The 21649-nt window shown below is 69.5% G+C and carries 20 protein-coding genes and 2 pseudogenes; 14 read left to right on the top strand and 8 right to left on the bottom strand.

All coding sequences use genetic code 11. The features are described from left to right. Window positions 1–380 precede the first annotated feature (380 nt). Entirely contained in the window at window positions 381–4313 is a 3933-nt protein-coding gene (locus BIV25_RS22810) for a polymorphic toxin-type HINT domain-containing protein (RefSeq protein ID WP_071374239.1), read from the top strand. Continuing rightward, on the top strand, window positions 4314–4586 hold the full coding sequence (locus BIV25_RS22805; protein ID WP_071374238.1) for a hypothetical protein: 273 nt from the start codon (window positions 4314–4316) through the stop codon (window positions 4584–4586). It abuts the gene before it with no gap. Window positions 4587–4703: 117 nt separating this feature from the next. Here BIV25_RS22805 and BIV25_RS47470 read toward each other — a convergent pair. Further along, window positions 4704–5526, bottom strand: a pseudogene (locus BIV25_RS47470) (transposase family protein). 358 nt (window positions 5527–5884) lie between these two features. Between BIV25_RS47470 and BIV25_RS51275 the strand changes: the two are divergent. From BIV25_RS51275 to BIV25_RS50435, 5 genes are all read left to right on the top strand, one after another. Next, on the top strand, window positions 5885–6055 hold the full coding sequence (locus tag BIV25_RS51275; protein ID WP_177235383.1) for a hypothetical protein: 171 nt from the start codon (window positions 5885–5887) through the stop codon (window positions 6053–6055). 507 nt (window positions 6056–6562) lie between these two features. After that, window positions 6563–6676 (top strand): transposase, encoded by a 114-nt coding sequence (locus tag BIV25_RS53085; RefSeq protein ID WP_256256006.1) that lies wholly within the window; start codon window positions 6563–6565, stop codon window positions 6674–6676. Between the two features lie 24 nt (window positions 6677–6700). Next, on the top strand, window positions 6701–7198 hold the full coding sequence (locus tag BIV25_RS53080; protein ID WP_079176826.1) for a transposase: 498 nt from the start codon (window positions 6701–6703) through the stop codon (window positions 7196–7198). 48 nt (window positions 7199–7246) lie between these two features. Beyond that, entirely contained in the window at window positions 7247–7420 is a 174-nt protein-coding gene (locus BIV25_RS51270) for a hypothetical protein (RefSeq protein WP_177235382.1), read from the top strand. Window positions 7421–7471: 51 nt separating this feature from the next. Continuing rightward, window positions 7472–7837 carry a hypothetical protein gene (locus BIV25_RS50435; protein ID WP_143076689.1) on the top strand — a complete coding sequence of 122 codons (366 nt, stop codon included), beginning with the start codon at window positions 7472–7474 and terminating at the stop codon, window positions 7835–7837. Between the two features lie 498 nt (window positions 7838–8335). Here BIV25_RS50435 and BIV25_RS22790 read toward each other — a convergent pair whose 3' ends face one another. Both BIV25_RS22790 and BIV25_RS47455 read right to left on the bottom strand, forming a co-directional pair. Continuing rightward, window positions 8336–8638, bottom strand: coding sequence for a hypothetical protein (locus BIV25_RS22790; RefSeq protein WP_143076688.1), 303 nt, complete (start codon window positions 8636–8638; stop codon window positions 8336–8338). A 108-nt stretch (window positions 8639–8746) separates the two neighbouring features. Beyond that, on the bottom strand, window positions 8747–9088 hold the full coding sequence (locus tag BIV25_RS47455; protein ID WP_177235381.1) for a transposase: 342 nt from the start codon (window positions 9086–9088) through the stop codon (window positions 8747–8749). On the opposite strand from BIV25_RS47455, the pseudogene BIV25_RS22780 reads away from it, so the two are divergent. Continuing rightward, window positions 9087–9735: pseudogene (locus tag BIV25_RS22780) on the top strand (thymidine kinase). The gene BIV25_RS47455 and the pseudogene BIV25_RS22780 overlap by 2 nt on opposite strands. 23 nt (window positions 9736–9758) lie before the next feature. Here BIV25_RS22780 and BIV25_RS22775 read toward each other — a convergent pair. Next, window positions 9759–10550 carry a VOC family protein gene (locus BIV25_RS22775; RefSeq protein ID WP_071374234.1) on the bottom strand — a complete coding sequence of 264 codons (792 nt, stop codon included), beginning with the start codon at window positions 10548–10550 and terminating at the stop codon, window positions 9759–9761. 320 nt (window positions 10551–10870) lie between these two features. Between BIV25_RS22775 and BIV25_RS22770 the strand changes: the two genes are divergently transcribed. After that, entirely contained in the window at window positions 10871–11722 is an 852-nt protein-coding gene (locus BIV25_RS22770; RefSeq protein WP_071374303.1) for a sulfurtransferase, read from the top strand. 70 nt (window positions 11723–11792) lie between these two features. On the opposite strand, the gene sepH is transcribed toward BIV25_RS22770, so the two are convergent. Continuing rightward, entirely contained in the window at window positions 11793–12854 is a 1062-nt protein-coding gene (gene sepH / locus BIV25_RS22765; protein WP_071374233.1) for a septation protein SepH, read from the bottom strand. A gap of 516 nt (window positions 12855–13370) precedes the next feature. On the opposite strand from sepH, the gene BIV25_RS47450 reads away from it, so the two are divergent. Next, window positions 13371–14138 carry a hypothetical protein gene (locus BIV25_RS47450; protein ID WP_079176824.1) on the top strand — a complete coding sequence of 256 codons (768 nt, stop codon included), beginning with the start codon at window positions 13371–13373 and terminating at the stop codon, window positions 14136–14138. Here the strand turns inward: BIV25_RS47450 and BIV25_RS22755 are convergent. Both BIV25_RS22755 and BIV25_RS22750 read right to left on the bottom strand, forming a co-directional pair. Beyond that, on the bottom strand, window positions 14062–15381 hold the full coding sequence (locus BIV25_RS22755; protein WP_071374231.1) for a D-arabinono-1,4-lactone oxidase: 1320 nt from the start codon (window positions 15379–15381) through the stop codon (window positions 14062–14064). The two genes, BIV25_RS47450 and BIV25_RS22755, sit on opposite strands and share 77 nt — an antisense overlap. Further along, window positions 15341–16579: an MFS transporter gene (locus BIV25_RS22750; RefSeq protein WP_071374230.1), complete on the bottom strand. Its 1239-nt coding sequence runs from the start codon at window positions 16577–16579 to the stop codon at window positions 15341–15343. Before BIV25_RS22750 ends, BIV25_RS22755 begins: the two co-directional genes overlap by 41 nt. A gap of 182 nt (window positions 16580–16761) precedes the next feature. Between BIV25_RS22750 and BIV25_RS22745 the strand changes: the two genes are divergently transcribed. Together BIV25_RS22745 and BIV25_RS22740 are read left to right on the top strand one after the other, a co-directional pair. After that, complete coding sequence (locus BIV25_RS22745; protein WP_071374229.1) at window positions 16762–17889, top strand: ferrochelatase; 1128 nt, start codon at window positions 16762–16764, stop codon at window positions 17887–17889. Window positions 17890–17897: 8 nt separating this feature from the next. Beyond that, complete coding sequence (locus BIV25_RS22740; RefSeq protein ID WP_071374228.1) at window positions 17898–18713, top strand: inositol monophosphatase family protein; 816 nt, start codon at window positions 17898–17900, stop codon at window positions 18711–18713. Window positions 18714–18839: 126 nt separating this feature from the next. Here BIV25_RS22740 and BIV25_RS51265 read toward each other — a convergent pair whose 3' ends face one another. Then, complete coding sequence (locus BIV25_RS51265) at window positions 18840–19013, bottom strand: hypothetical protein (RefSeq protein ID WP_167381439.1); 174 nt, start codon at window positions 19011–19013, stop codon at window positions 18840–18842. A gap of 416 nt (window positions 19014–19429) precedes the next feature. Between BIV25_RS51265 and BIV25_RS22735 the strand changes: the two genes are divergently transcribed. Continuing rightward, a complete protein-coding gene (locus BIV25_RS22735) occupies window positions 19430–20083 on the top strand; it encodes a response regulator transcription factor (protein ID WP_003993508.1) in 654 nt (217 codons plus the stop codon). A gap of 5 nt (window positions 20084–20088) precedes the next feature. After that, on the top strand, window positions 20089–21336 hold the full coding sequence (locus BIV25_RS22730; protein WP_071374227.1) for a HAMP domain-containing sensor histidine kinase: 1248 nt from the start codon (window positions 20089–20091) through the stop codon (window positions 21334–21336). Window positions 21337–21649: the final 313 nt, after the last annotated feature.

Below are 21649 nucleotides of genomic sequence, written 5' to 3'. Positions count from 1 at the left end.
GCGCCCACAACGAGCGCCTTCCCGATACGGGACATCGTCATGATTCCTTCCGATCAGCGAAGTGTGATCAACCCTATACAGGTAAAGCGCAAGTGAATCACATGTAAAGTACTCGCGAAGTACCCCCTCAACTGCCACTTTCCCCCACAAGTTGACGCCGTGTCGCAGCGGAGCGCCCGCCAGACAGACCTCTTTCGGGTGGCATGCAAATTCACTTTCGCTAACGGCGACGTGGATGTGTGAGCGGCCCTCTGATCGACATCGAGGCGTCGTGGGGCTGATTAGGCGTGAAAGGACTTCGCATGAAGAAACATTGGCGCCCTTCGCGGGCGTCGCGCATCCGGGCCAGCGAGCCCATACGCGCCCGGAGCCACGCCGCTATGCGCGGCGCAACCGCGGGCCTCCTACTGCCGCTCACCCTGGCAGCCGGACTCCTCGGTGCCTCGCCCGCCACGGCGGCAGGCGACGACTCGGACTATTTCCTCGACCGCGGGCTGGTGGTCGAGTACTGGCGCACCGGTGGCAGCGGTGTCAGGGAGGCCGCCGAGCGGGCGCTGCTCGGCGGCGACGACGACATCCTTGCCTTCATCAACGAGGCGCACACGCTTCAGACCGTCGATGACCGGGTGGATGTCAGCCGGATCGTCAATGCGGGGGGTCCGGCGGTGCGTGAGGCTGCGAAGGCAGCGCTTGCGTCGCAGAGGCCGGACGACGTGGCCGCGTTCCTGCACGGCGGGTGGAAGGCTCCCCTGGAGCAGGACCGGCGCGTCGAGGCCTCCAGGGTCATCAATCTCGGTGGCCCCGGGGTCAGGGAGGCGGGCAAGGCGGCGCTTGAGGGTTCGCCGGAGGATGTGGCGAAGTTCCTCGACGAGGGCCAGTACACGGCGCGTGAGACGGACGACCGGGTCGAGGTCTCGAAGCTGATCAACTCGGGTGGCCCGGCGATGAAGGCGGCCGGGAAGGTCGCGTTGCAGGGGACTCCGGACGACATCGTGGAGTTCCTGGAGCTCGGGCAGTTCACCGCGCGCAACCGTGACCAGGAACACGCCACCATCGCGCAGCTGACCGAGCAGGCCAGACAGGCCGGCGCGCAGGCCGATGACGCCACGAAGCGGGCACAGGAGGCGTCGGCGAAGGCGGTCGCGGCCTCTGCTCTGGCCAAGGAGGCGGCACAGACGGCGGCGAAGGAGACCGCAGCCGCGAAGAACGACGCGCACAAGGCGGCGTTCAGAGCGGGACAGGCGGCTGATGCGGCACGAGCCGCCGCCGAGGCCGCGCAGACCGCGATCGGCGCGGCGAACGCCGCCGACCGTTCGGCGCGTATCGCGGCGCTGGCCGCCGCGCAGACCGCCGCGGCGGCGACCGCTGCCGCCAATGCGGCCGGAGCCGCCTACAAGGCCGCGGCCGACGCGGCCACCGACAAGAACAAGGCCGATTCCGCGCGGGATTCCGCCCGAGCGGCCCGTGCCGCCGGTCTTCTGGCGAAGTCGTCCGCGGCCGCCGCGGAGCAGGCCGGCCGGGCGTCTCTGGCCGCCGGAGCCGCTGCCAGGGCGTCGCTGAGTGCGATCAGCGACGCGAACGCGGCCGCCGACGCGGCCGATGAGGCCAGCCTTGCCGCGGATGCCGCGGGTGTTCACTCCGGCGAGGCCCGGGCGGCCGCGGCCGAGACGCGCCGTCACGCCCGTGAGGCGAACCGGGCGGCGAACGCGGCCGAGGCGCTGGCCAAGGAATCCGCCCAGGCCGCCTATGACGCGCGGGATGCGGCCAACTCGGCGGCCACACACGCCGAGAACGCGGCGGACGCGGCCGACGAAGCAGCCAAGCAGGCCGGCAAGGCCACGAACGCGGCCAACGAGGCCGCCAAGCAAGCAGCCAAGGCCAAACAGGCCGCTGACACCGCGACCAAGGCCGCTGCCACCGCCCACACGGTGTTCACCATCGCCCGCAAGACCGAGGCCGAGGACCTCGCGACGCGGACGAGCGCGGCGACGGAGGTCGCCCAGTCGCAGAAGGACGCCGCCGACACCTTCACCGTCCAGCTGGCGAAGGTCGCCCTCGAGGAGAGGCGGATCGGCGAGGACACCGCGGCCCTCGCCGCCGAGGCCGGCAAGCCCGATGCCGACGCCGAAGCCATCGCCGCCAAGGGCCGCGCCGTGGCGCTGCGCGCGCTCAAGCAGTACGGCTCCTGGCGCCAGGAAGCCGCCGCCCAGGCCCTGTCCGGCGATGACACCGCGATCCTGGACTACCTGCGCACCGGCGCCGAGCAGGCGGAGACGGACGAGATCCGCCAGCAGGTCGGCGACCTCGCCGAGACCAGCCCGTACGAGAGCGTCCGCAACGCTGCCGGGGATGCGGTCCAGGGCAGCGACGAGCAGGTCCGGGACTTCTACACCACCGGCCAGTACACAGTGGCCACCGCCGACTACCGGGTGCTCGTCTCCCGGATCAACAACGCCGGGGGCCCGGCCGTCAAGGACGCCTCCAAGGCCGCCCTCGCCGACGGCAGCCCCAAGGCGATGACGGGCTTCCTCAACGGCGGCCAGTACCAGGCCCGCAACCAGGACGAGCGGGTGCTGGCGTCCAAGCTGGTCAACGACGGCGGAGCGGAAGTCAAGGCAGCCGCGAAATCAGCGCTGACCGGCCCCGCCGACCAGCTGCACGAATTCATACAAGTCGGCCAGTACATGGCCGACCGCAAGGACAAACTCACTCAGACCCACACCGCGCAGATGCAACGGCTGCTCGACGAGGCCGACGGCATCGCCGCCCACGCACGCAAGGACAGCAGTCTGGCGGCCAAGGCCGCCGCGAACGCCAGACACGCAGAGACCGAAGCCAAGAGGGCAGCGGCCGAGGCACAGCAGAACGCCGACCAGGCAGACAAGTACGCCGCCAGCGCCAAGAAATCCGCCGACCGCGCGCAGACCAGCGCCGACCAGGCAGCCTCCTCCGCCAGGACCGCCCGCAACGCCGCCGACCGCGCCGACCAGGACGCCGCCGACGCCGGCGAATCCGCCGCCCAGGCAGAATGGTCCGCCACCTACGCACGGAACTCGGCACGCAATGCCCGCAACGCAGCCGACGATGCCCGGGCGGACGCCATCGCAGCGGGCAAGAGCGCCACGGAGGCCAAGACCGAAGCTTCCAGGGCCTGGTCGGACGTGGTGACCAAGCGCCGGGCCGAGGAGGCCGCGGTCCGCAAGCAGGCCGAGGAGCAGCGCAAGCAGCAGCGTGAGAAGGAGAAGCAGGCCAAGGAGAAGCAGCGCTGCATCGCCTATATGTCCCGGGACAACCTCCCGCCCTGCGGACTGGCCGGCCAGCCTGTCGAACTGCCCCAGGCATCCCCGGACCTGGCCAAGCTCCTGCTGAAGGGCGGCATGGAGGTCCTCGGCGTCAACGAGCTCCAGGAATGTGCCAAGAACCCCACCCTCGGTCAATGCACCCTCGCCGTGGCCGGAGTACTCCCCATCGGCAAGCTGAAACTGCTCAAGAAGGCCGCCGACGGCGTCGAGGACATCGCCAAGGCCTCCCGCGCCGCAAAGGCCGCCAAGAAGTGCCTGCAGTGTTTCCTCGCCGGGACCAAGGTGCTCATGGCCGACGGCTCGACGAAGAAGATCGAGTCCGTCAAGGCCGGTGACTCCGTCACCGCCACCGATCCCCTGACCGGAGTCACCGGGCCGCGGGCCGTGACCGCCACCATCGTCACCGAGCACGACAAGCAGTTCAACGAACTCACCCTGCACACCCGCAACGGCACCGACCACCTCACCGCCACCAGCGAACACCCCTTCTGGTCACCCTCCTCCCGAACCTGGGTAGAGGCCGGGCGGCTGCGCGCAGGGTCGACCCTCCGGACCGTCGACGGCACCACGGTCAGCGTCCAGCACAACCGCTCCTTCGAGAAGACCGCCCGGACATACAACCTCACCGTCGCCGACCTCCACACGTACTATGTGCTGGCAGGCGAGACACCGATCCTCGTTCATAATTCGGGTCCGGGCTGCGGATCCATATGGATCGATTCGAACAGGGTGCCTCATCATTTCAAGCATGCGGCCGACTTCGAGATCATGGCGAAGGAGAGCAAAGCGAGTAAGCAGGCATTCGTAAAAGCCTTGGAAGACTTTGTCAAGGATCCAGGGAACGTCCAGATCGCGGGAACGTATCGCGGAATCCCTGCTCGACACTACGTGGATCCCAACACTGGACGTCATGTCTCGGTGGACATCGAGTCAGGCGAGATGCTTGGAGCTTGGAAAACGAATGTGACTTCAGATCAGTTCTGGTACCTTACTCAGCAAGGGAAGCTGTAAATGGCGACATTGGAACCATTTCTGGTACTCGCGGAGGCCGTTTCTGAGGGACGGATCTCTCCTTCCGAGTTCTCTCTTGTCTGTCTTCCTCTATACAAGGGATACGGTGGCCCATATCCGACCGTCGAGCAGTACCAGGCGGCAACTGATCTCTTCTATGTCGCGCACGATTACGACTCGGCCGGCATCGGTATGCCTGACCTGCTGAGCGATGGCCAGGTTCGATTGAAGGCAGCTGATATCGCGCGGCGGATGCATGTGCTCCTACAGTAGCCGGAATCGAGAAAATCGGGCCTGATCGGCTGGACGATGGCCACCGCGGGCACCCTGCCGGCGTCCGGCCGCACAATGAGTCTTTGCCAGTGACGGATCATGACGTTCTGTGATTGATCAGATGGTGCGGTCGTACTCGAGCTGGAGCAGGACGAGGGCCGCGGCGGCGATCTTCGTGATGCGGCTGGGGTCGAGGCTGACCCTGCGCAGGGCCTTGAAGGTGGTCTTGAGCAGGGAGTTGGCGCGCTCGCAGACCCCGTGGATGCCGCGGATGACCTTGTTGTAGGTCTGCTGGGCCTCGGTAAGTTCGCCACCGGCGGGCTTCTTGCGCGGGTGGCGGAAGCCGTCGCCGGCGTTCTCGTAGCCGAGGTCGACGAGGGTCGGCATGTTCAGTTCGGCGGCGATCCGGTTGAGGGCGTCGATCAGGCCGTGGTGGCGGGCGCAGGTGGTGTCGTGCTCGCGGCCCGGGCGGACCGGTGAGACCCAGATCGGCCAGCCGTCCGGGGTGGCGATGACCTGCACGTTCCCGCCATGGTGCTTGTGTTTTCCGGACCACCGGAGGTCTGCGCCGTTGGGGCCGGGGGCGGCGATGCGGTCGGTGCGGATGACGGTGCCGTCGAGGTTCAGATGCGTCAGCCCGGCCTCTTTCGCACGCTGAAGCGCGGTCGCGAGGTCCGGTGCCCCGGCCGCCAGAACGGGTCAGCCCCTCGTGGAGGTAGCGGTATGCGGTGGAGGCCGACAGGTTGTTGTCGCGGGCGAGTTGGGAAAGGCGGGTGCCGTCGATGAACCAGCGCAGGACGAGCACCGCCTGGCGGAAGCAGCCCAGCGCACGCCTGCCCCTGCGGGTTCCGGCCGCGATGCGGTGATCGCGCAGCAACCGGGCCAGGTGCTCGGCGGTGGACCGCTTCACATCGAGCACCGCGGTGTATGTGACACTGATCGACACGTGAGGCCCCTCGGTCAGAACAATCCGTCGCAAGATCGTTCCTACCAGGGGCCTTACGCCTGCCCGGACTTGAGGACCGCACGGGCGGCAGCGCAAGCATCGCGACCACAGCGAGCGACGGGCGCTTACCGAGAAAGACTCAGTCACCGAGCAGGCGAGATCCCAGGGGTACAGCACCGTCGTGCTGAACTATGAGCGGCATATCCCGAAGCCGGACGGCAGCATTTACAAGCGCCCGGGGTCGATGACCTTGGATGTCGCAGAGATCCTAGGAGAATAGAGAATGGATCGGTCTCAACTGGACGGGTTGGCATCGCGCATCGCGGGCCGAGGACAAGTAGGACAGGAGCCGGTGTTCCGAGAACTGCGGGAACTGGGTCTGTCGCCAATCGAAGCGATCTACGTAGCTTCTCGTGTGCTTGGCCTGTCTTTGCCTGAGGCGAAGACCGCAATCTACGCAAGCACCGCCTGGCGTGATCAGCAGGAGGACTGGCAGCTTCTTCAGTCCGGGCTTGAGGAGTGAAGATAATCACCAACGCCAACCTAAAGTCACGCTAGCAAATTTGAAGCCCCGTCAGGCGACTTACGGGGCTTCAACGTGTTCTGACTGCAGTAGTAGACGGCAACGCCAGCGGACGCGGCCGCACACAGTAGCGAGTCGTCGACGTCGCCAGCCCGGCCAGTGGTCTCGGCGGGGTCACGGAGGGCGTGGCACCGAAAGGCCGTTGGCTTGAGACTGCGGCCTCGTGCACCCGTCGCTCATGGATCGCGTTCACCGCGTACGCGGACAGCACCGAGGTGCACGACATGAGAGGGCGGTGCGTGATCTTCCGTCCGACTTGCGATCGCTCGATGGTGTGATGTTGGGACATCACCGCCGGTCGCACGTTCGAGGTTCGCTGGGTTGTGGCATGGACATGCGTCGTGCCTGAGCGATTTCACCGACGAGCAGTGGGAGTTCGTCGAACCGGTGATCGCGGCGTGGAAGGCCCGGCATCCGTCGGTCGGCGGGCATCAGGGGAAGTAGGCGGTGCGGGAGATCGTGAACGCGATCCTCTACCAGAACCGCACGGGGTGTCAGTGGCAGTTCCTGCCGCACGACATGCCCCCGCCCGGAGCGGTGACGTACTACTCCTACCTCTGACGCGACGAGGGCACTGACCAGGACATTCACGACCTGCTGCGCTGGCAGCTGCGGGAGAAGCGGAAGCGATTAGCGGACCCGAGCCTGGTCGTCCTGGACACCCAGAGCATCCACGCCGCGGTTGGCGTCCCTGCCACGACGACCGGCAAGGGTGCCGCGAAAAGAGTGCCGGGTAGGAAGATATGCCTGGCCGTGGACGTCCTGGGCCTCGTCGTCGACTGCGTCGTGCTGCCCGCTTCCGCGCACGAGAACACCGCCGGCATCGCCCCGCTGGACGGTGTCGCCGCACAGCGCGACACAGTGACCAAGGCCCTGGTCGACCAGGGCTTCAGGAACAAGGTCGTCGATCACGGTATGAACCTGGGTATCGGCGTGGAGATCGTCGAACGCAATCCGGACCAGAGCGGGTTCGTTCCGCAGGCGAAGCGGTGGATCGTGGAGCAGGCGAATGGGACCTTGACGTTCTACCGCCGTCTCGTGTGCGACTGCGAACACCGGCTCGCCTCCTGGAGGACAGTATGAGCGAGAACCCGCAGGTCAAACCCATCCTGGAACACATCCGAAACCCGAGTGCGCGAACTGACCGACCAGGCAGAGCAGTTGATGGTGCGCATCGAGGAACTCACTCGGCAGCTCGGCGATGTCCTTGCGCCGACGCCCCTCAGCGGACCAGAGCACGATCCGGCCTCGCGTGGCTATATCCGCAGGCACGTCCCGCTGCTCACCAGCCCGGCTTTGAAGTGACAGACAATGGAGTACGGCTCACTACAATGATCCCTATCGGAGGGAGGGGCTATGGCAAGTGACGTCATGGAGATTCCAGAGGATCTGGATTTCCTCGAAGTGCTTGGTGCGACCCCTGAGCCTACGGAACACGACCCTGATGTGTGGCGAGTCGAGGCTCCGGCAGGTGCTGCTGGCGAGCTTGTGGCACTGAGCTTCGACATCGGCGCAAGGTCTGTACGTTTGACCAGGGAGTCGATGGGCGAATGCGATATCGAAATCTATCGTGAACAGGTGGAGCGTATTCTCCTGTACTCGCGAGACGAGGAGCGCGGCATCGTTATCGAAGTAGGTGTCCCTGGCTTCAGGTGCGAACTTAGGGTCGTCATTTCTCCCAGATTTCGTCTAGTGGACCCCATGCTATATCTGGGACGTTAGCGAGTGCCCCTGGCGCGCATTCACTGAAGCGAGGTTTTCTCGACTCGACTCCTGTCAATCCTAAAGGCAGGATTGTCGAGTAGGTCGCCTCACTGACATCCACAAAACAGAAGCCTCGTCAGGACCTGGCGGGGCTTCTGTGCGGGTTGACGGCCCTCCCAGGGGAGGACGTGGCCAAGCGCGCCCGATCGAGTCCGTCGCGGCGGCGATGCCGAGGCGCCACGCCGATGAACGACGAGCGCTCGCTGGTGCGCCGGGCGTGCTACCCAAGCTGTCTCCGGGCGTATCCCTGTCCGCGCCTGAGGGAAAGAGGGTCAGGTTTCCTGGTCCCGGCAGACGATTCGGCACAGAAGCCGGCGTCCGGCCCTCACTTGGATCCGCGCCCACAAGGCTTGCTCTTCACCCGGAGCTAAGGACGCACAGAGTCATCAAAAAAGGGGGCACCTTCCCTCGACCCGAGCGGTTCGCCAGTCCCTTTCAGCATCGCGGATGGATGCTTCACCCGTCGTTGAACATGTCCGCACCCGTATAAGCCAGCATGTGCGCGAGCTCGTGCTCCACGATGTGCGGCAGACTCGCCACGCCTTCAGGGAAGAACCAGAAATGCCCCAGCTCGATGTGGCCCAATGCCCCGAAGCTGCACACGGATTCGGCAGCGTCCCAGCAGCCGATTCGGGCGCCGGCCACGGCCAGGGTGATGCGTTCCGTGCCGTGCTCGGTCGCGAAGTCCGTGACGCGGGCTTCGGCCTTGCGTATCTGCTCCGCCTCGGCCGCCATCGCGGCCTCGTGCGGCTCCCACACACGGTTGCCGGTACACATCCCAGGTCATCTGCCGGCGCCATAAACCCGTGATCCCCGAGTTTCCCAAGGAGTCGAACTCCAGAGCGGCGTGCAGCCCCCCGGCAAAGATCACAGCCGCCAGGACCTGGACCCGGTCCCGCAGAGGGTGGCTCGGGCTCCGTGGACATGGTGCTTCAGATCGGCGTTCAACAACTCGCCGGGATTCAGTTCGGGGCTGTATCCGGGCGTCAGGTGCAGTTCGACGCGCTCGGCGTTTGCGGCGAGCCGGGCCCGGACCGCTGGGCTGCGGTGGACCGGGTACGGGTCGGCGATCACGTGGACCTTGAGGCCGGCGCGACGGGCGAGACGGTCGAGGAACGCGCAGAACACCTGTGAGGTGAACTTGCCCAGTGGGCTTGGGTCGTCCGTTTCGACGCACAGCCGCAGCGATCCGAGACCACGTAGTGTCATGGTGGCGATGCTACGCATAGGTGGTCGATACCCAAGCAAAAGGACGCTGGCTCTCCAGATCGAGCACAACCGCTCGGCCCGGGGTCTCGCCGGCATGATCTTCACCCGGAACGACCGCGCGGGCAAGGGCGAGTTGTCCTCCCGGCTCGGCCTGGTCACCGACGCCGTGGCGGTCCCGGACGACCAGGACCTGTACGCGTACATCGTCGACCACCTCCTCCAGGGCGGCCGGGTCGACTACGCGATCGCGGACGAGGCGCAGTTCCTCGCGCCCGGCCAGATCGACCAGTTCGCGCGCGTGGTGGACGATCTCGGCCTGGACGTGTACGCCTTCGGGATCACCACGGACTTCCGCTCCAAGCTCTTCCCCGGGCTCGCAGCGACTGGTCGAGCTGGCCGACCGCATCGAGGTGCTCCAGGTGGAGGCGCTGTGCTGGTGCGGCGCCCGGGCCACGCACAACGCCCGCACGATAGGCGGCGCGATGGTCGTCGAGGGCGCCCAGGTGGTCGTCGGCGACGTCGACCAGTCCAGCGGCGAGGTCGGATACGAGGTGCTGTGCCGCCGACACTACCGGCGCCGGACGACCGCCGCGTCGGCCCGCGCGGCGGCCCTGTCCCCGGACGTCCTGCCGGTCCCGCCCGCCTGAGCCGGCCCTCTGGAGGGGCGTGCTCAGTGCGGCTCCTGGATCAGCGAGAACTCCGCGCCCTCCGGGTCCGCCACCGTCGCCACGCGCCCGTGCGGGCTGTCCTGCGCCGGCCGGACGACCCGGCCACCCAGCTCCGCGACCTGCCGCAGCGTCAGATCGGCGTCGGCGACCTCGAAGTACGTCTTCCAGTGCGACCCCCGGTCCCGGGGCAGGCCATGGCCCACGCCGTGCAGCCCGGCGACCGGCCGGCCGTCCAGGTGCAGGGTCACGTAGTCGAAGTCGGCGGACACCACCGGCTCCTCCTCGTACCCGAACACCGTCGCGTAGAACTTGGCGACGCTCTCCGTCTCGTACGTCACCAGCTCGTTCCAGGCCGGTGTGCCCGGCACGCCGGTGAGTGCCGTGCCGAGGTGCGCGGAACCCTGCCAGATCCCGAACACCGCCCCGGAGGGGTCCGCGGCGATCGCCATCCGCCCGGCCTCGGCGGCGTCCAGCGGGCCGACCGCCACCGTGCCGCCGCACAGCCGCACCGTGTCCGCCGTGCGGTCGACGTCGTCCGAGGCGAAGTACGGCGTCCAGGCGATCGGCAGCCGGCGGTCCGGCGGCAGCTGGCCCATTCCGGCCACCTCCCGCCCGTCGAGCAGCGCCCGCACGTACGGGCCGAGCTGCTGCGGGCCCGGCCGGAACTCCCAGCCGAACAGCTCGCCGTAGAACTCCTCGGTGGCGGCCAGCCCGTGCGCCATCAGGCTCACCCAGCAGGGTGTGCCGGGCACGCGCCGCGCGTGCGGCCGGGCCGGCTCCCGTGCCTCGGTCATCGATCACTCTCTCCCCGGCCCCTCGCGGTGGCCGTGTCGCTTCCGCTCCCCGGAAGGGTGTCCACGCCGGCGGCGGGAATGCCCGTGCCGGTGCCCGCATCCTCCACTCCGCTGCGGGCGATACCGCGCCGCAACTCGGCGACACCTCCGGGAGGATGCCCGTTCTGCCGACTTTCGGCGCTTCCTGACGGTGGCCGGGGGGTGTCGGCCGGCTGTACAGCACGTGCTCGATCCCGCACTCCTCGTGATCGAGCCTGTCCGGCCGAGCAGAGTAGCCGGACCTGGACGCCGCGGCCACCCCTGGCGTATGCATGGACGCCATGAACGTCATCATCACCGCAACCGACCTCGCACACGAACTGACCGGCGAGCGCCCGCCGGTACTGCTGGACGTGCGCTGGCAGCTGAGCACGGCCAAGGCGGCGGGCGCGCCGGCCTTCGACGGGCGGGCGGCGTACGCGGCCGGGCACATCCCCGGCGCGGTCTTCGTCGACCTGGACCGGGAGCTGGCCGGAGCGCCCGGGGCGAGCGGCCGGCATCCGCTGCCGGACCTCGGGGAGTTCGGCGCCGCGATGCGCCGCGCGGGCGTGCGCGCGGACCGGCCGGTCGTCGTGTACGACGGCGGCCAGGGCTGGGCGGCCGCGCGCGCGTGGTGGCTGCTGCGCTGGACGGGTCACCCGGACGTGCGGGTCCTCGACGGCGGATTGCCGTCCTGGGCGGGCGAACTGTCCACGGAGGCAACAGATCCGGCCGAAGGCGACTTCCGTCCGGCACCGTCCGCCACCGGTCGGCTGGACGCGGACGAGGCCGCGGCCCTGGCCCGCACAGGCGTGCTGCTGGACGCCCGCGCGGGGGAGCGCTACCGCGGTGAGGTGGAACCGATCGACCGCGTCGGCGGACACATCCCGGGTGCGCTGTCGGCGCCGACGACCGAGAACGTGGGGCCGGACGGCCGCTTCCTGCCCGCAGCCGAACTGCGCGACCGCTTCAAGGCCTTGGGCGTCGCCGAGGACGCCGAGACGGGCGTCTACTGCGGCTCGGGCGTGTCCGGCGCCCACGAGGTCCTCGCGCTGGCCGTGGCGGGCATCCCGGCGGCCCTGTACGTCGGTTCCTGGTCCGAGTGGTCCTCCGACCCGAACCGCCCGGTGGCGGTGGGGGCGGACCCGCAGTAGCGAACGGCCTTTGGGGCAACGAAAAGTGGGGGCACGCACGCGTGCCCCCACTTTTGCTCTGCTGCTCCGGCTATTCCTGCTTCTTGCGCCGCGTGCCGAACACGATCTCGTCCCAGCTCGGAACGGCGGCGCGGCGGCCGGGGCGGACGCCGTCGGCCTCGGCCTGGCGGTCGGTGGCGCCGACGAGCCGGTCGCGGTGGCTGCCGACCGAGCGGGGCATGAGGACGTCCGCGTACGCCGAACCGGCCGAGGCGGCGGGCGCCGGCGGCTCCTCCGCCTCCGGTTCGTCGACGGGCTCCTCCGGCGCCTCCTCCCGGCGCTCCGGGACGACCAGGTCGCCCCGGAAACTCGGGACGGCCTCCAACAGGCTGGTCAGTGAGTCGCGTTCGCCGGTGGACGCCGTGGACGCGGACTCCTCGGCGGGTTCGGACGGCGGCGCGGGCAGGCTCGGCCGCTCCCGGTCGCGGTCGACCCGTTCGAGGGCGCGGTCCATCGAACGCTCGCGCGGCAGCCGGGCGATGCGCGGGACGAACGGGAAGCTCGGCTCCGGTACGGCGAGATCGTCGGACTCGCCGATCAGCGAGCGAGCCTCGTCGTCCACGGCCTGTACGAGCCGCCGGGGCGCGTCGTACGTCCAGCTCGCCGAGTGCGGTTCGCCCGCGACCCGGTAGACGAGGAGCACCTCCCACGTGCCGTCGTCACGGCGCCAGGAGTCCCACTGCACGCTGTCCTTCTCCGCGCCGCGCAGCAGCAGCCGCTCCTGCACGGCCTCGCCGAGCAGCGGACCGGAGTTCTCGCCGGGGCGGCGGACCGGGGTCTTGCGGGCGCGCTCGGCCATGAAGGCACGCTCGGCCAGCACGGGCCCCTCGAAGCGCCGTACCCGGTCGACGGGGATGCCGGCGAGCTGCGCGACCTCCTCCGCGGTGGCACCCGCGCGTATCCGCGCCTGGATGTCGCGGGGCCTCAGATGGCTCTCGACCTCGATCTCGATCTGGCCGAGGCGGGGCCGGTCGCCGCGCACGGCGGCGCGAAGGCGCTCGTCGATCGGAAGGGTGTACTCCGTCGCGTCGGCAGCTTTCAGCACCAGCCGTGTGCCGTCATTCGAGACGGCCACGACACGCAGTTCGGGCATGGGGACCTCCCGGGTGGTGCCTGCCGACGTCACGTGCGTCGCTGCTTCCGCTAGTCGAGTGTGGCCTGCCCGGGTGCAGCCTGCCACAACCTTGCCGAGTTGCCCGGCGTGTCGGGCACGGGCCCGGGGCCGCCGTTATGGCACGGTGACCGTTCGCAACGCTAAGTGACCAAATCCGTCACCCTGTGCAACTTGCCCCCTCCCGGCGGTCCTGCAAGGCCCCGGACATCCTGGTGGGAGACCGGACCCAGGGCTCGCAACAGTACTCCATTTGGACCATGTGCGTGGATGGGCGCGCCGCCGAACTTCCGGCGAGGGCGGCCACGCGGCTCCCGGCAAACGGTTTCGTCGATCACGAACGTGGCGAACTTCACGCAATCCCCAGAAACGGAACTAATGGTTTCTGCTGTACGTCCCCTTCTCATGCAGTCGATGGGTCAATGTCGTCAATATTGTCAATGTCGTCCATGACGCCAGGTGCGTCATCACGTAGGGAAGGGCAGGCAAGTTCCGGGTATGCGTGAAACGCCCGAAGGGGTCCGCAGGGACGGTCGCAGGCGGATCGACCTGAGCGTTCCCCAGGTCGCGGGCAGCGCCCTGGCGGCGGTCGTGGCGGCCAAGCTGGCTTCGTACTTCGGCGTGTACGGCACGATCCTCGGCGCGGGAGTCGTCAGCATCGTCGCCACCTGCGGCGGCACTCTGTTCCAGCACTTCTTCAAGCGCACCGGGGAGCAGCTGCGGGACGCGACGGTCGCGCCCCGCCCCCGGGAGCAACCGGCACCGGGGCAGCAACTGGCACCGGGGCCGGGCGAGTTCACGGAGGGGACCGTCTACCGCGCGCGCGTAAAGAGCTGGCGGCGGCCGGTGGTCGCGGCCGCCGTCGTGTTCGGCGTGACGATGGCCGGCATCACGACGTACGAACTGGTCTCCGGCAGCAGCTTCAGCGGCGGCACGGGCACGACGGTCAGTGACGCGGTCGGCGGCCGGGGCACGTCGCACCGCGAGCGATCCGATTCCGATGTCCCCTCCGGCGGGTCGGCGACGCCTTCGGACGGGCCGTCGCACGGGCACGCGCCCGGTTCCGGCGGAGGCACGACGCCCAGCGGGACGTCCAGCGGGACGCCGACGCCCGGTGCCTCGCCGAGCGGGCGGCCGAGCGAGGGCTCCGCCACCCCGGCCCCCACGCCCAGCGGGTCCGCCGCGACGCCTACGCCCCCAGAACCCTCCGCAAGTAGTCGTTCTGGAACAGCCGGTCCGGGTCAAGGCGGTCCCTCAGCGCAGTGAACTCGCCGAAACGCGGGTACACGCGCGTGAAGTACTCGGCGTCCCGCGTGTGCACCTTGCCCCAGTGCGGCCGGCCCTCGTGCGCGGTGAAGATGCGCTCGGCGGCGGTGAAGTAGGCCTGGTACGGCGTGCCCCGGAACATGTGGACGGCGATGTAGGCGCTGTCCCGGCCGGAGGCGGTGGACAGGGTGATGTCGTCGGCCGGTGCCGTGCGGACCTCGACCGGGAAGCTGACGCGCAGGCCCGAGCCGTCGACCATGTCCTTCAGCTCACGCAGCGTCTCCGTCAGGGCCGCGCGGGGCACCGCGTACTCCATCTCCACGAAGCGCACCCGGCGCGGCGAGGTGAAGACTTTGTAGGGGATGTCGGTGTACGTCCGCGCGGACAGCGCCTTGCTGGAGATCTGCGCGATCGCGGGGATCGCCCGGGGCACCGCCCGGCCGACCCACTGGGCCGCCTGGAAGACGCCGTTGGAGAGGAACTCGTCCTCGAACCAGCCGGCCAGCTGCCCCACCGGCTGCTCCGGGCCGGCGCTGCGGTTGTTGCGCTTGGTGTTGGTGTTGCCGGTGTGCGGGAACCAGTAGAACTCGAAGTGCTCGTTCTCGGCCCAGAGTTGATCGAACTCCGCGAGAACCCGCTCGAACGGCATCGGTTCCTCCCGCGCGGCGAGCAGGAAGAGGGGCTCTACGGCGAACGTGATCGCGGTGATGACGCCCAGGGCGCCGAGACCTATTCGGGCCGCGGCGAAGACGTCGGGATTCTCCTTCTCGGAACAGCCGAGCACCGAACCGTCGGCCGTGACCAGTTCGAGCCCGGTGATCTGCGCCGCGATCGAGGCGGACTCGCGCCCGGTGCCGTGCGTTCCGGTGCTGGTGGCGCCGGAGACGGTCTGCTCCATGATGTCGCCCATGTTGGTGAGCGACAGGCCCTCGCGCGCGAGAGCGGCATTGAGACGCTTGAGCGGGGTGCCCGCCTCCACCGTGACCGTCATGGAGTCCCGGTCGATGGTGCGGATACCGGTCAACAGCTGGGGGCGGATCAGCACACCGTCGGTGGCCGCGATCGACGTGAACGAGTGCCCCGTACCGACCGCCTTGACCTTCAGGCCGTCCTCGCGGGCCCGGCGCACCGCCTCGGCCAGTTCCTCCACCGAGGCCGGTGCGACCTGCCGGGCGGGCCGGGCGGCGACGTTCCCGCCCCAGTTACGCCAGGTGCCGTTCTTCCCGCTCGCTGTGCTGCTCAACGGTGCCTCCCCGACCCGAGGCCGGCCTGCGCAGCCGGCGGTACCCGAGGAAACCGACCGCGACCGCGACGGTCCCGGACACGGCCGGAACCCCGTACCCGGCCCGCGCCCCGGCTGCGTCGATCACCCAGCCGGCCACGGACGAGCCGAGCGCGACGCCGACCGCCAGGCCGGTGCTCACCCAGGTCATGCCCTCGGTCAGCTTCGCGCGAGGTACGTGCTCTTCGATGAGGGACATCGTCGTGATCATCGTCGGTGCGATGGACAGCCCCGCAACGAACAGCGCCACGGCCAGAAGCGGCAGGTTTCCGACCAGTAGGAGGGGGATCATACTCACGGCCATCGCCGACACGCCCAGCAGCCAGCGACGTTCCGGCGCCCCGGCGAACCGCAGCAGTCCGAAGACCACACCGGCCACACAGGAACCGGCCGCGTACAGCGCCAGCACGATGCTCGCGGCTCCCTTGTGGCCGCGCTCGTCGGCGAAGGCGACGGTCACCACGTCCACCGCCCCGAAGATCGCGCCGGTCGCCGCGAAGGTGGCCACCAGCACCTGGAGCCCGGGCGAGCGCAGGGCGCTGCCGCCGCCGTGGTGCTCACGCGGGTGCGGCTCGGGCTCGGTGGCCCGCTGGGCGGTGAGCCAGAAGACGCCGACGGCCAGGAAGCAGGCGGCCAGCAGCGGGCCGGCCTCCGGGAACCACGTCGTGGACAGCCCGATGGAGATGATCGGGCCGAAGATGAAGCACACCTCGTCCACGACCGACTCGAACGAGTACGCCGTGTGCAGCTTCGGGGTGCCCCGGTACAGGGCCGCCCAGCGTGCCCGGACCATCGCGCCGAGGCTCGGCACCGAGCCGATCCCGGCGGCGCACACGAACAGCACCCAGTCCGGCCCGCGCAGCTGCGCGGCGAGCAGCAGCCCGGTCGCCGCCGAGAGCGCGACCAGGGTCGCGGGGCGCAGCACCCGGCGCTGCCCGTGCCGGTCGACCAGCCGGGAGATCTGCGGCCCGATCGCCGCGGCGGACAGCGCGATGGTGGCCGACAGCGCGCCCGCGAGGCCGTACCGGCCGGTCAGCTGGGAGATCATCGTGACGACGCCGATGCCCATCATCGACAGCGGCATGCGGCCGAGGAATCCCGCGGTGGAGAACGCTTTCGTGCCAGGCTCGGCGAACAGGGCGCTGTAGGGGCTGGGCACGTGGTCTCCGGGACGGCTCGTAAGGTCCGAATGCGGCTGATACAGCTTACGAGTGAGCCGATCCTCCGGGCACCCGGATATCGGCCATCGAAATCCACGGGAAAACCCCCCTAAACCTACTGGAACCCGACTCGTCACCCCGTCGTTCCCCGGCTGTCAGTGCCGGGTGGCAGGATCGAGTCATGCCAGACGCGCTCGATGCCACCCCGTACGACGCCCTGCTCCTGCTCTCCTTCGGCGGCCCCGAAGGCCCGGACGACGTCGTCCCCTTCCTGGAGAACGTCACGCGCGGGCGGGGCATCCCGACGGAACGCCTCAAGGAAGTCGGACAGCACTACTTCCTGTTCGGCGGGGTCAGCCCCATCAACGACCAGAACCGCGCCCTCCTGGACGCCCTGCGCAAGGACTTCGCCGAGCACGGCCTCGACCTGCCGGTCTACTGGGGCAACCGCAACTGGGCGCCGTACCTGACGGACACGCTGCGCGAGATGGCCGCCGACGGCCGCCGCCGCATCCTCGTGCTCGCCACCAGTGCCTACGCCTCCTACTCGGGCTGCCGGCAGTACCGCGAGAACCTCGCCGACGCGCTGGCCGCGCTGGCGGCCGAGGGGCTGGAGCTGCCGAAGATCGACAAGCTGCGGCACTACTTCAACCACCCCGGCTTCGTCGAGCCCATGACCGACGGCGTGCTGCGCGCCCTCGCCGATCTCCCCGAGGACGTCCGCGCGGGCGCCCACATCGCCTTCACCACGCACTCCATCCCGACCTCCGCCGCCGACACCTCCGGCCCGGTCGAGACGCACGGCGAGGGCGGCGCCTACGTCGAGCAGCACCTGGACGTGGCCCAGCTGATCGCCGACGCGGTCCGCGAGCGCACCGGCATCGACCACCCCTGGCGGCTCGTCTACCAGTCCCGCTCCGGCGCCCCGCACATCCCATGGCTGGAGCCGGACATCTGCGACCACCTGGAGGAGCGGCACGCCGCGGGCGTCCCGGCCGTCGTCATGGCTCCCATCGGCTTCGTCTCCGACCACATGGAGGTCCTCTACGACCTCGACACCGAGGCCAGCGCCAAGGCCGAGGAGCTGGGCCTGCCGGTGCGCCGCTCGGCCACGGTCGGCGCGGACCCCCGCTTCGCCGCCGCCGTCCGCGAGCTGATCACCGAGCGCGCCGCCGTGGAGCGCGGCCAGGAGGTCACCCCCTGCGCCCTGGGCGCCCTCGGCCCCAGCCACCACCTCTGCCCCGTCGGCTGCTGCCCGGCCCGCGCCGCGCGCCCGGCCGCCGCGGGTGCCGACAGCCCCTACGCGTGAGGAGCCCCGTGACCGACGCCCTGCACCGGGATCTGCTGGAGCTGGCCCAGGAGGCCGCCCGCCGTGCCGGAGAGCTGCTGCGGGACGGCCGTCCGGCCGACCTGGCGGTGGCGAGGACCAAGTCCAGCCCGATCGACGTCGTCACCGAGATGGACATAGCGGCGGAGAAGCTGATCACCGACCTGGTCTCAGGCCGCCGCCCCGACGACGGCTTCCTCGGCGAGGAGGGCGCGGCCGCCCCGGGCACGAGCGGCGTCCGCTGGGTCATCGACCCGCTCGACGGCACCGTCAACTACCTGTACGGCCTGCCGACCTGGGCGGTGTCCATCGCCGTGCAGCAGGACGGTGAGACCGTCGCCGGGGTCGTCGCGGCGCCGATGCGCGGCGAGACCTACCACGCCGTGCGCGGTGGCGGAGCGTGGGCGACCGGCGCCTGGGAGGGCGAGCGGGCGCTTGCCTGCCGCCCCGCGCCCCCGCTGGAGCAGGCCCTGGTCTCCACCGGCTTCAACTACGTCACCGAGGTCCGCGCCCACCAGGCCGAGGTGGCCGCGCGGCTGATCCCGCTGCTGCGCGACATCCGGCGCGGCGGCTCGGCGGCCATCGACCTGTGCGACGTGGCCTGCGGCCGGCTGGACGGCTACTACGAGCGCGGGCTCAACGCGTGGGACTTCGCCGCGGGAGACCTCATCGCCCGGGAGGCGGGCGCGCTGGTCGGCGGGCGGGCGGGGGAGCGGCCCTCGCGGGAGCTCACCGTCGCCGGGTCACCGGGCGTGTTCGAGCCGCTCCAGGGCCTGCTGGAGGACTTCGGTGCGTGGCATGACTGAGCAGTACGGCTGAGCCCGGTCGGCCAGGAGCGCGGCCACAGCGGACAGCCAGGACGGACAGCCAGAACGAACGGGACCCCCGGTGCTGGATTCACCGGGGGTCCCGCCGTTGTGCTGCCAAGCCGGTCAGACGCGTGACGCGCCGACTTCCACACCGTGTTCGGCGGCGAGGCGTCGCAGGTCGTCGAGCTCTGCCTGCTCCACCTCCACGAGGAAGTCGTCGCCCTCGTCACGAGCCCGCGACAGGTCGGACTCGGTCGCCTTTATGCGCTGGAGAAGTCCTGCGGTGAAAGCGTCCATGCTGCGCCCCCTCGTCCTTCGGTCGTGGGTCGGTGGCACGGGGGTGTGCCGTCGGGAAAAGGGGCGATCACGGCCCTCGCGAGTGCCCAGCGCTGCCCTGCCGGGCGGCGACGGTGCCGGACACCCGCGCCCGCTCTGCGAAAAGCGGCGACGGAGTACCGCATGGTGCTGCGGCACATGCAGAGCGTGATCGCGGGGTGTAAAGCCGTCCTCCCCCCGCTCCCTCACCCGGAAACCTCAACCGCAGGAGAAAATCTCGTATTCCTGCCCCGGGACGCCGGTCCGTACGGTCCGCAACCCGCCTTACAGCCGACTTACGGCCGAAAAGGGCAGGATGGAGGTCACACCCCACGAACACCCCTGCCCGCTCGCGCCCACGGTGCGCGACGGCGGGCGGACAGAGGAAGGACTGCGACGTGCGCGTACTCGTCGTCGAGGACGAGCAACTGCTCGCCGATGCGGTGGCCACCGGACTGCGCCGGGAGGCCATGGCCGTCGACGTCGTGTACGACGGTGCGGCCGCCCTGGAGCGCATCGGCGTCAACGACTACGACGTGGTCGTCCTCGACCGCGACCTCCCGCTCGTGCACGGCGACGACGTCTGCCGCAAGATCGTCGAGCTGGGCATGCCCACGCGCGTGCTGATGCTCACGGCGTCCGGCGACGTCAGCGACCGCGTCGAGGGCCTGGAGATCGGCGCCGACGACTATCTGCCCAAGCCCTTCGCGTTCAGCGAGCTGATCGCGCGCGTGCGCGCCCTCGGCCGTCGTACGAGCGTGCCCCTGCCGCCCGTCCTGGAGCGCGCCGGCATCAAGCTCGACCCCAACCGCCGCGAGGTCTTCCGCGACGGCAAGGAGGTCCAGCTCGCGCCGAAGGAGTTCGCGGTCCTGGAGGTCCTGATGCGCAGCGAGGGCGCGGTCGTCTCGGCCGAGCAGCTGCTGGAGAAGGCCTGGGACGAGAACACCGACCCGTTCACCAACGTGGTCCGCGTGACGGTCATGACGCTGCGCCGCAAGCTGGGCGAGCCGCCGGTCATCGTCACCGTGCCCGGCTCCGGCTACCGGATCTGATCCCCGTGGCCGCGACCCCCGCGCCCGCTCAGGCGCCGCCGAAGCCCACCTGGGACCCCAGGAGACCGCAGCCCCCGTTCCCCTGGCTGCGCCCCACCATCCGCATACGGCTCACGCTGCTGTACGGCGGCATGTTCCTGATCGCCGGCATCCTGCTGCTGTCGATCATCTACCTGCTGGCCGCACAGGCGATCAGCACGGGCAACCAGCCGCTGTTCAAGATCGTCAGCTTCCAGGAGCTGAAGGTCTCCAGCGACAACTGCCCGGCGATCACCACCGCCAGCCTGTCGCTCGCGGACTTCAACCACGCGATCAGCCAGTGCGTCGACGGGCAGCGCCAGGCGGCCCTGGACGACCTGCTCAGCCGATCGCTGCTGGCTCTGCTGGGCCTGGCCGTGATCGCCTTCGCGTTCGGTTACGCGATGGCCGGCCGCGTGCTGTCCCCGCTCGGCCGGATCACCCGCACCGCCCGTCAGGTGGCCGGCTCGGACCTGTCCCGCCGGATCGAGCTGGACGGCCCGGACGACGAGCTGAAGGAGCTGGCGGACACCTTCGACGACATGCTGGACCGGCTCCAGCGTGCCTTCACCGCCCAGCAGCGCTTCGTCGGCAACGCCTCGCACGAGCTGCGCACCCCGCTCGCGATCAACCGCACGCTCCTTGAGGTGCACCTGTCGGACCCGAACGCTCCGGTGGAGCTCCAGCAGCTCGGCAAGACCCTGCTCGCCACCAACGAGCGCAGCGAGCAGCTGGTCGAGGGTCTGCTGCTGCTCGCCCGCAGCGACAACCAGATCGTCGAGCGCAAACCGGTCGACCTGGCCGAGGTCGCCACCCAGGCCGTCGACCAGGTGCACGCCGAGGCCGAGGCGAAGGGCGTGAAGATCCGCGGCGAGCGCAAGCCGGCCGTGGTGCAGGGCAACGGCGTCCTGCTGGAGCGGATCGCGCTGAATCTCGTGCAGAACGCGGTGCGCTACAACGTGGCCGAGGGCGGCTGGGTCGAGGTGACCACCGAGATCGAGCACGGACAGGCGGTGCTCACGGTCTCGAACACCGGGCCGGTGGTGCCCGCGTACGAGATCGACAATCTGTTCGAGCCCTTCCGGCGGTTGCGCACGGAGCGTACGGGCAGTGACAAGGGGGTCGGCCTCGGCCTGTCCATCGTCCGGTCCGTGGCGCGTGCGCACGGCGGGCACATCGCGGCGAGGCCGCGCGAGGGCGGTGGCCTGGTGATGCGTGTCACCTTGCCGCTGTGATCCATTGACACGCGCGGAGGGTGTTCGCTTTACGCGGAATTTTCCGGACCTCTTGCGAGGTTCTTGCTGTGTGATCAATCACATGGGCGGATTTTCAGCCATGCACCCTCCGTGATCATGACACACGGTGGAAAGCCGGGAAAGTCCGGGTTTTCGGGGCTCTTGATCACGGGAAGTACACGGTGAGGCGCCTTTGAGGTGCCCCGTTCGGACCGTGTACGGTCCTCACCGCCATCCAAGCCGATCACACTTGAGGGGTCGGCTTGGGTGTCGATTGAGTAACAGACCTTGATGTGAGGCAAAATCTCCGCCT

Source organism: Streptomyces sp. MUSC 14 (assembly GCF_001866675.1).
Classification (GTDB): Bacteria; Actinomycetota; Actinomycetes; order Streptomycetales; family Streptomycetaceae; genus Streptomyces.
Note: the sequence above shows the minus strand (reverse complement) of the source record. Positions and strands in the feature narration are given on the sequence as shown.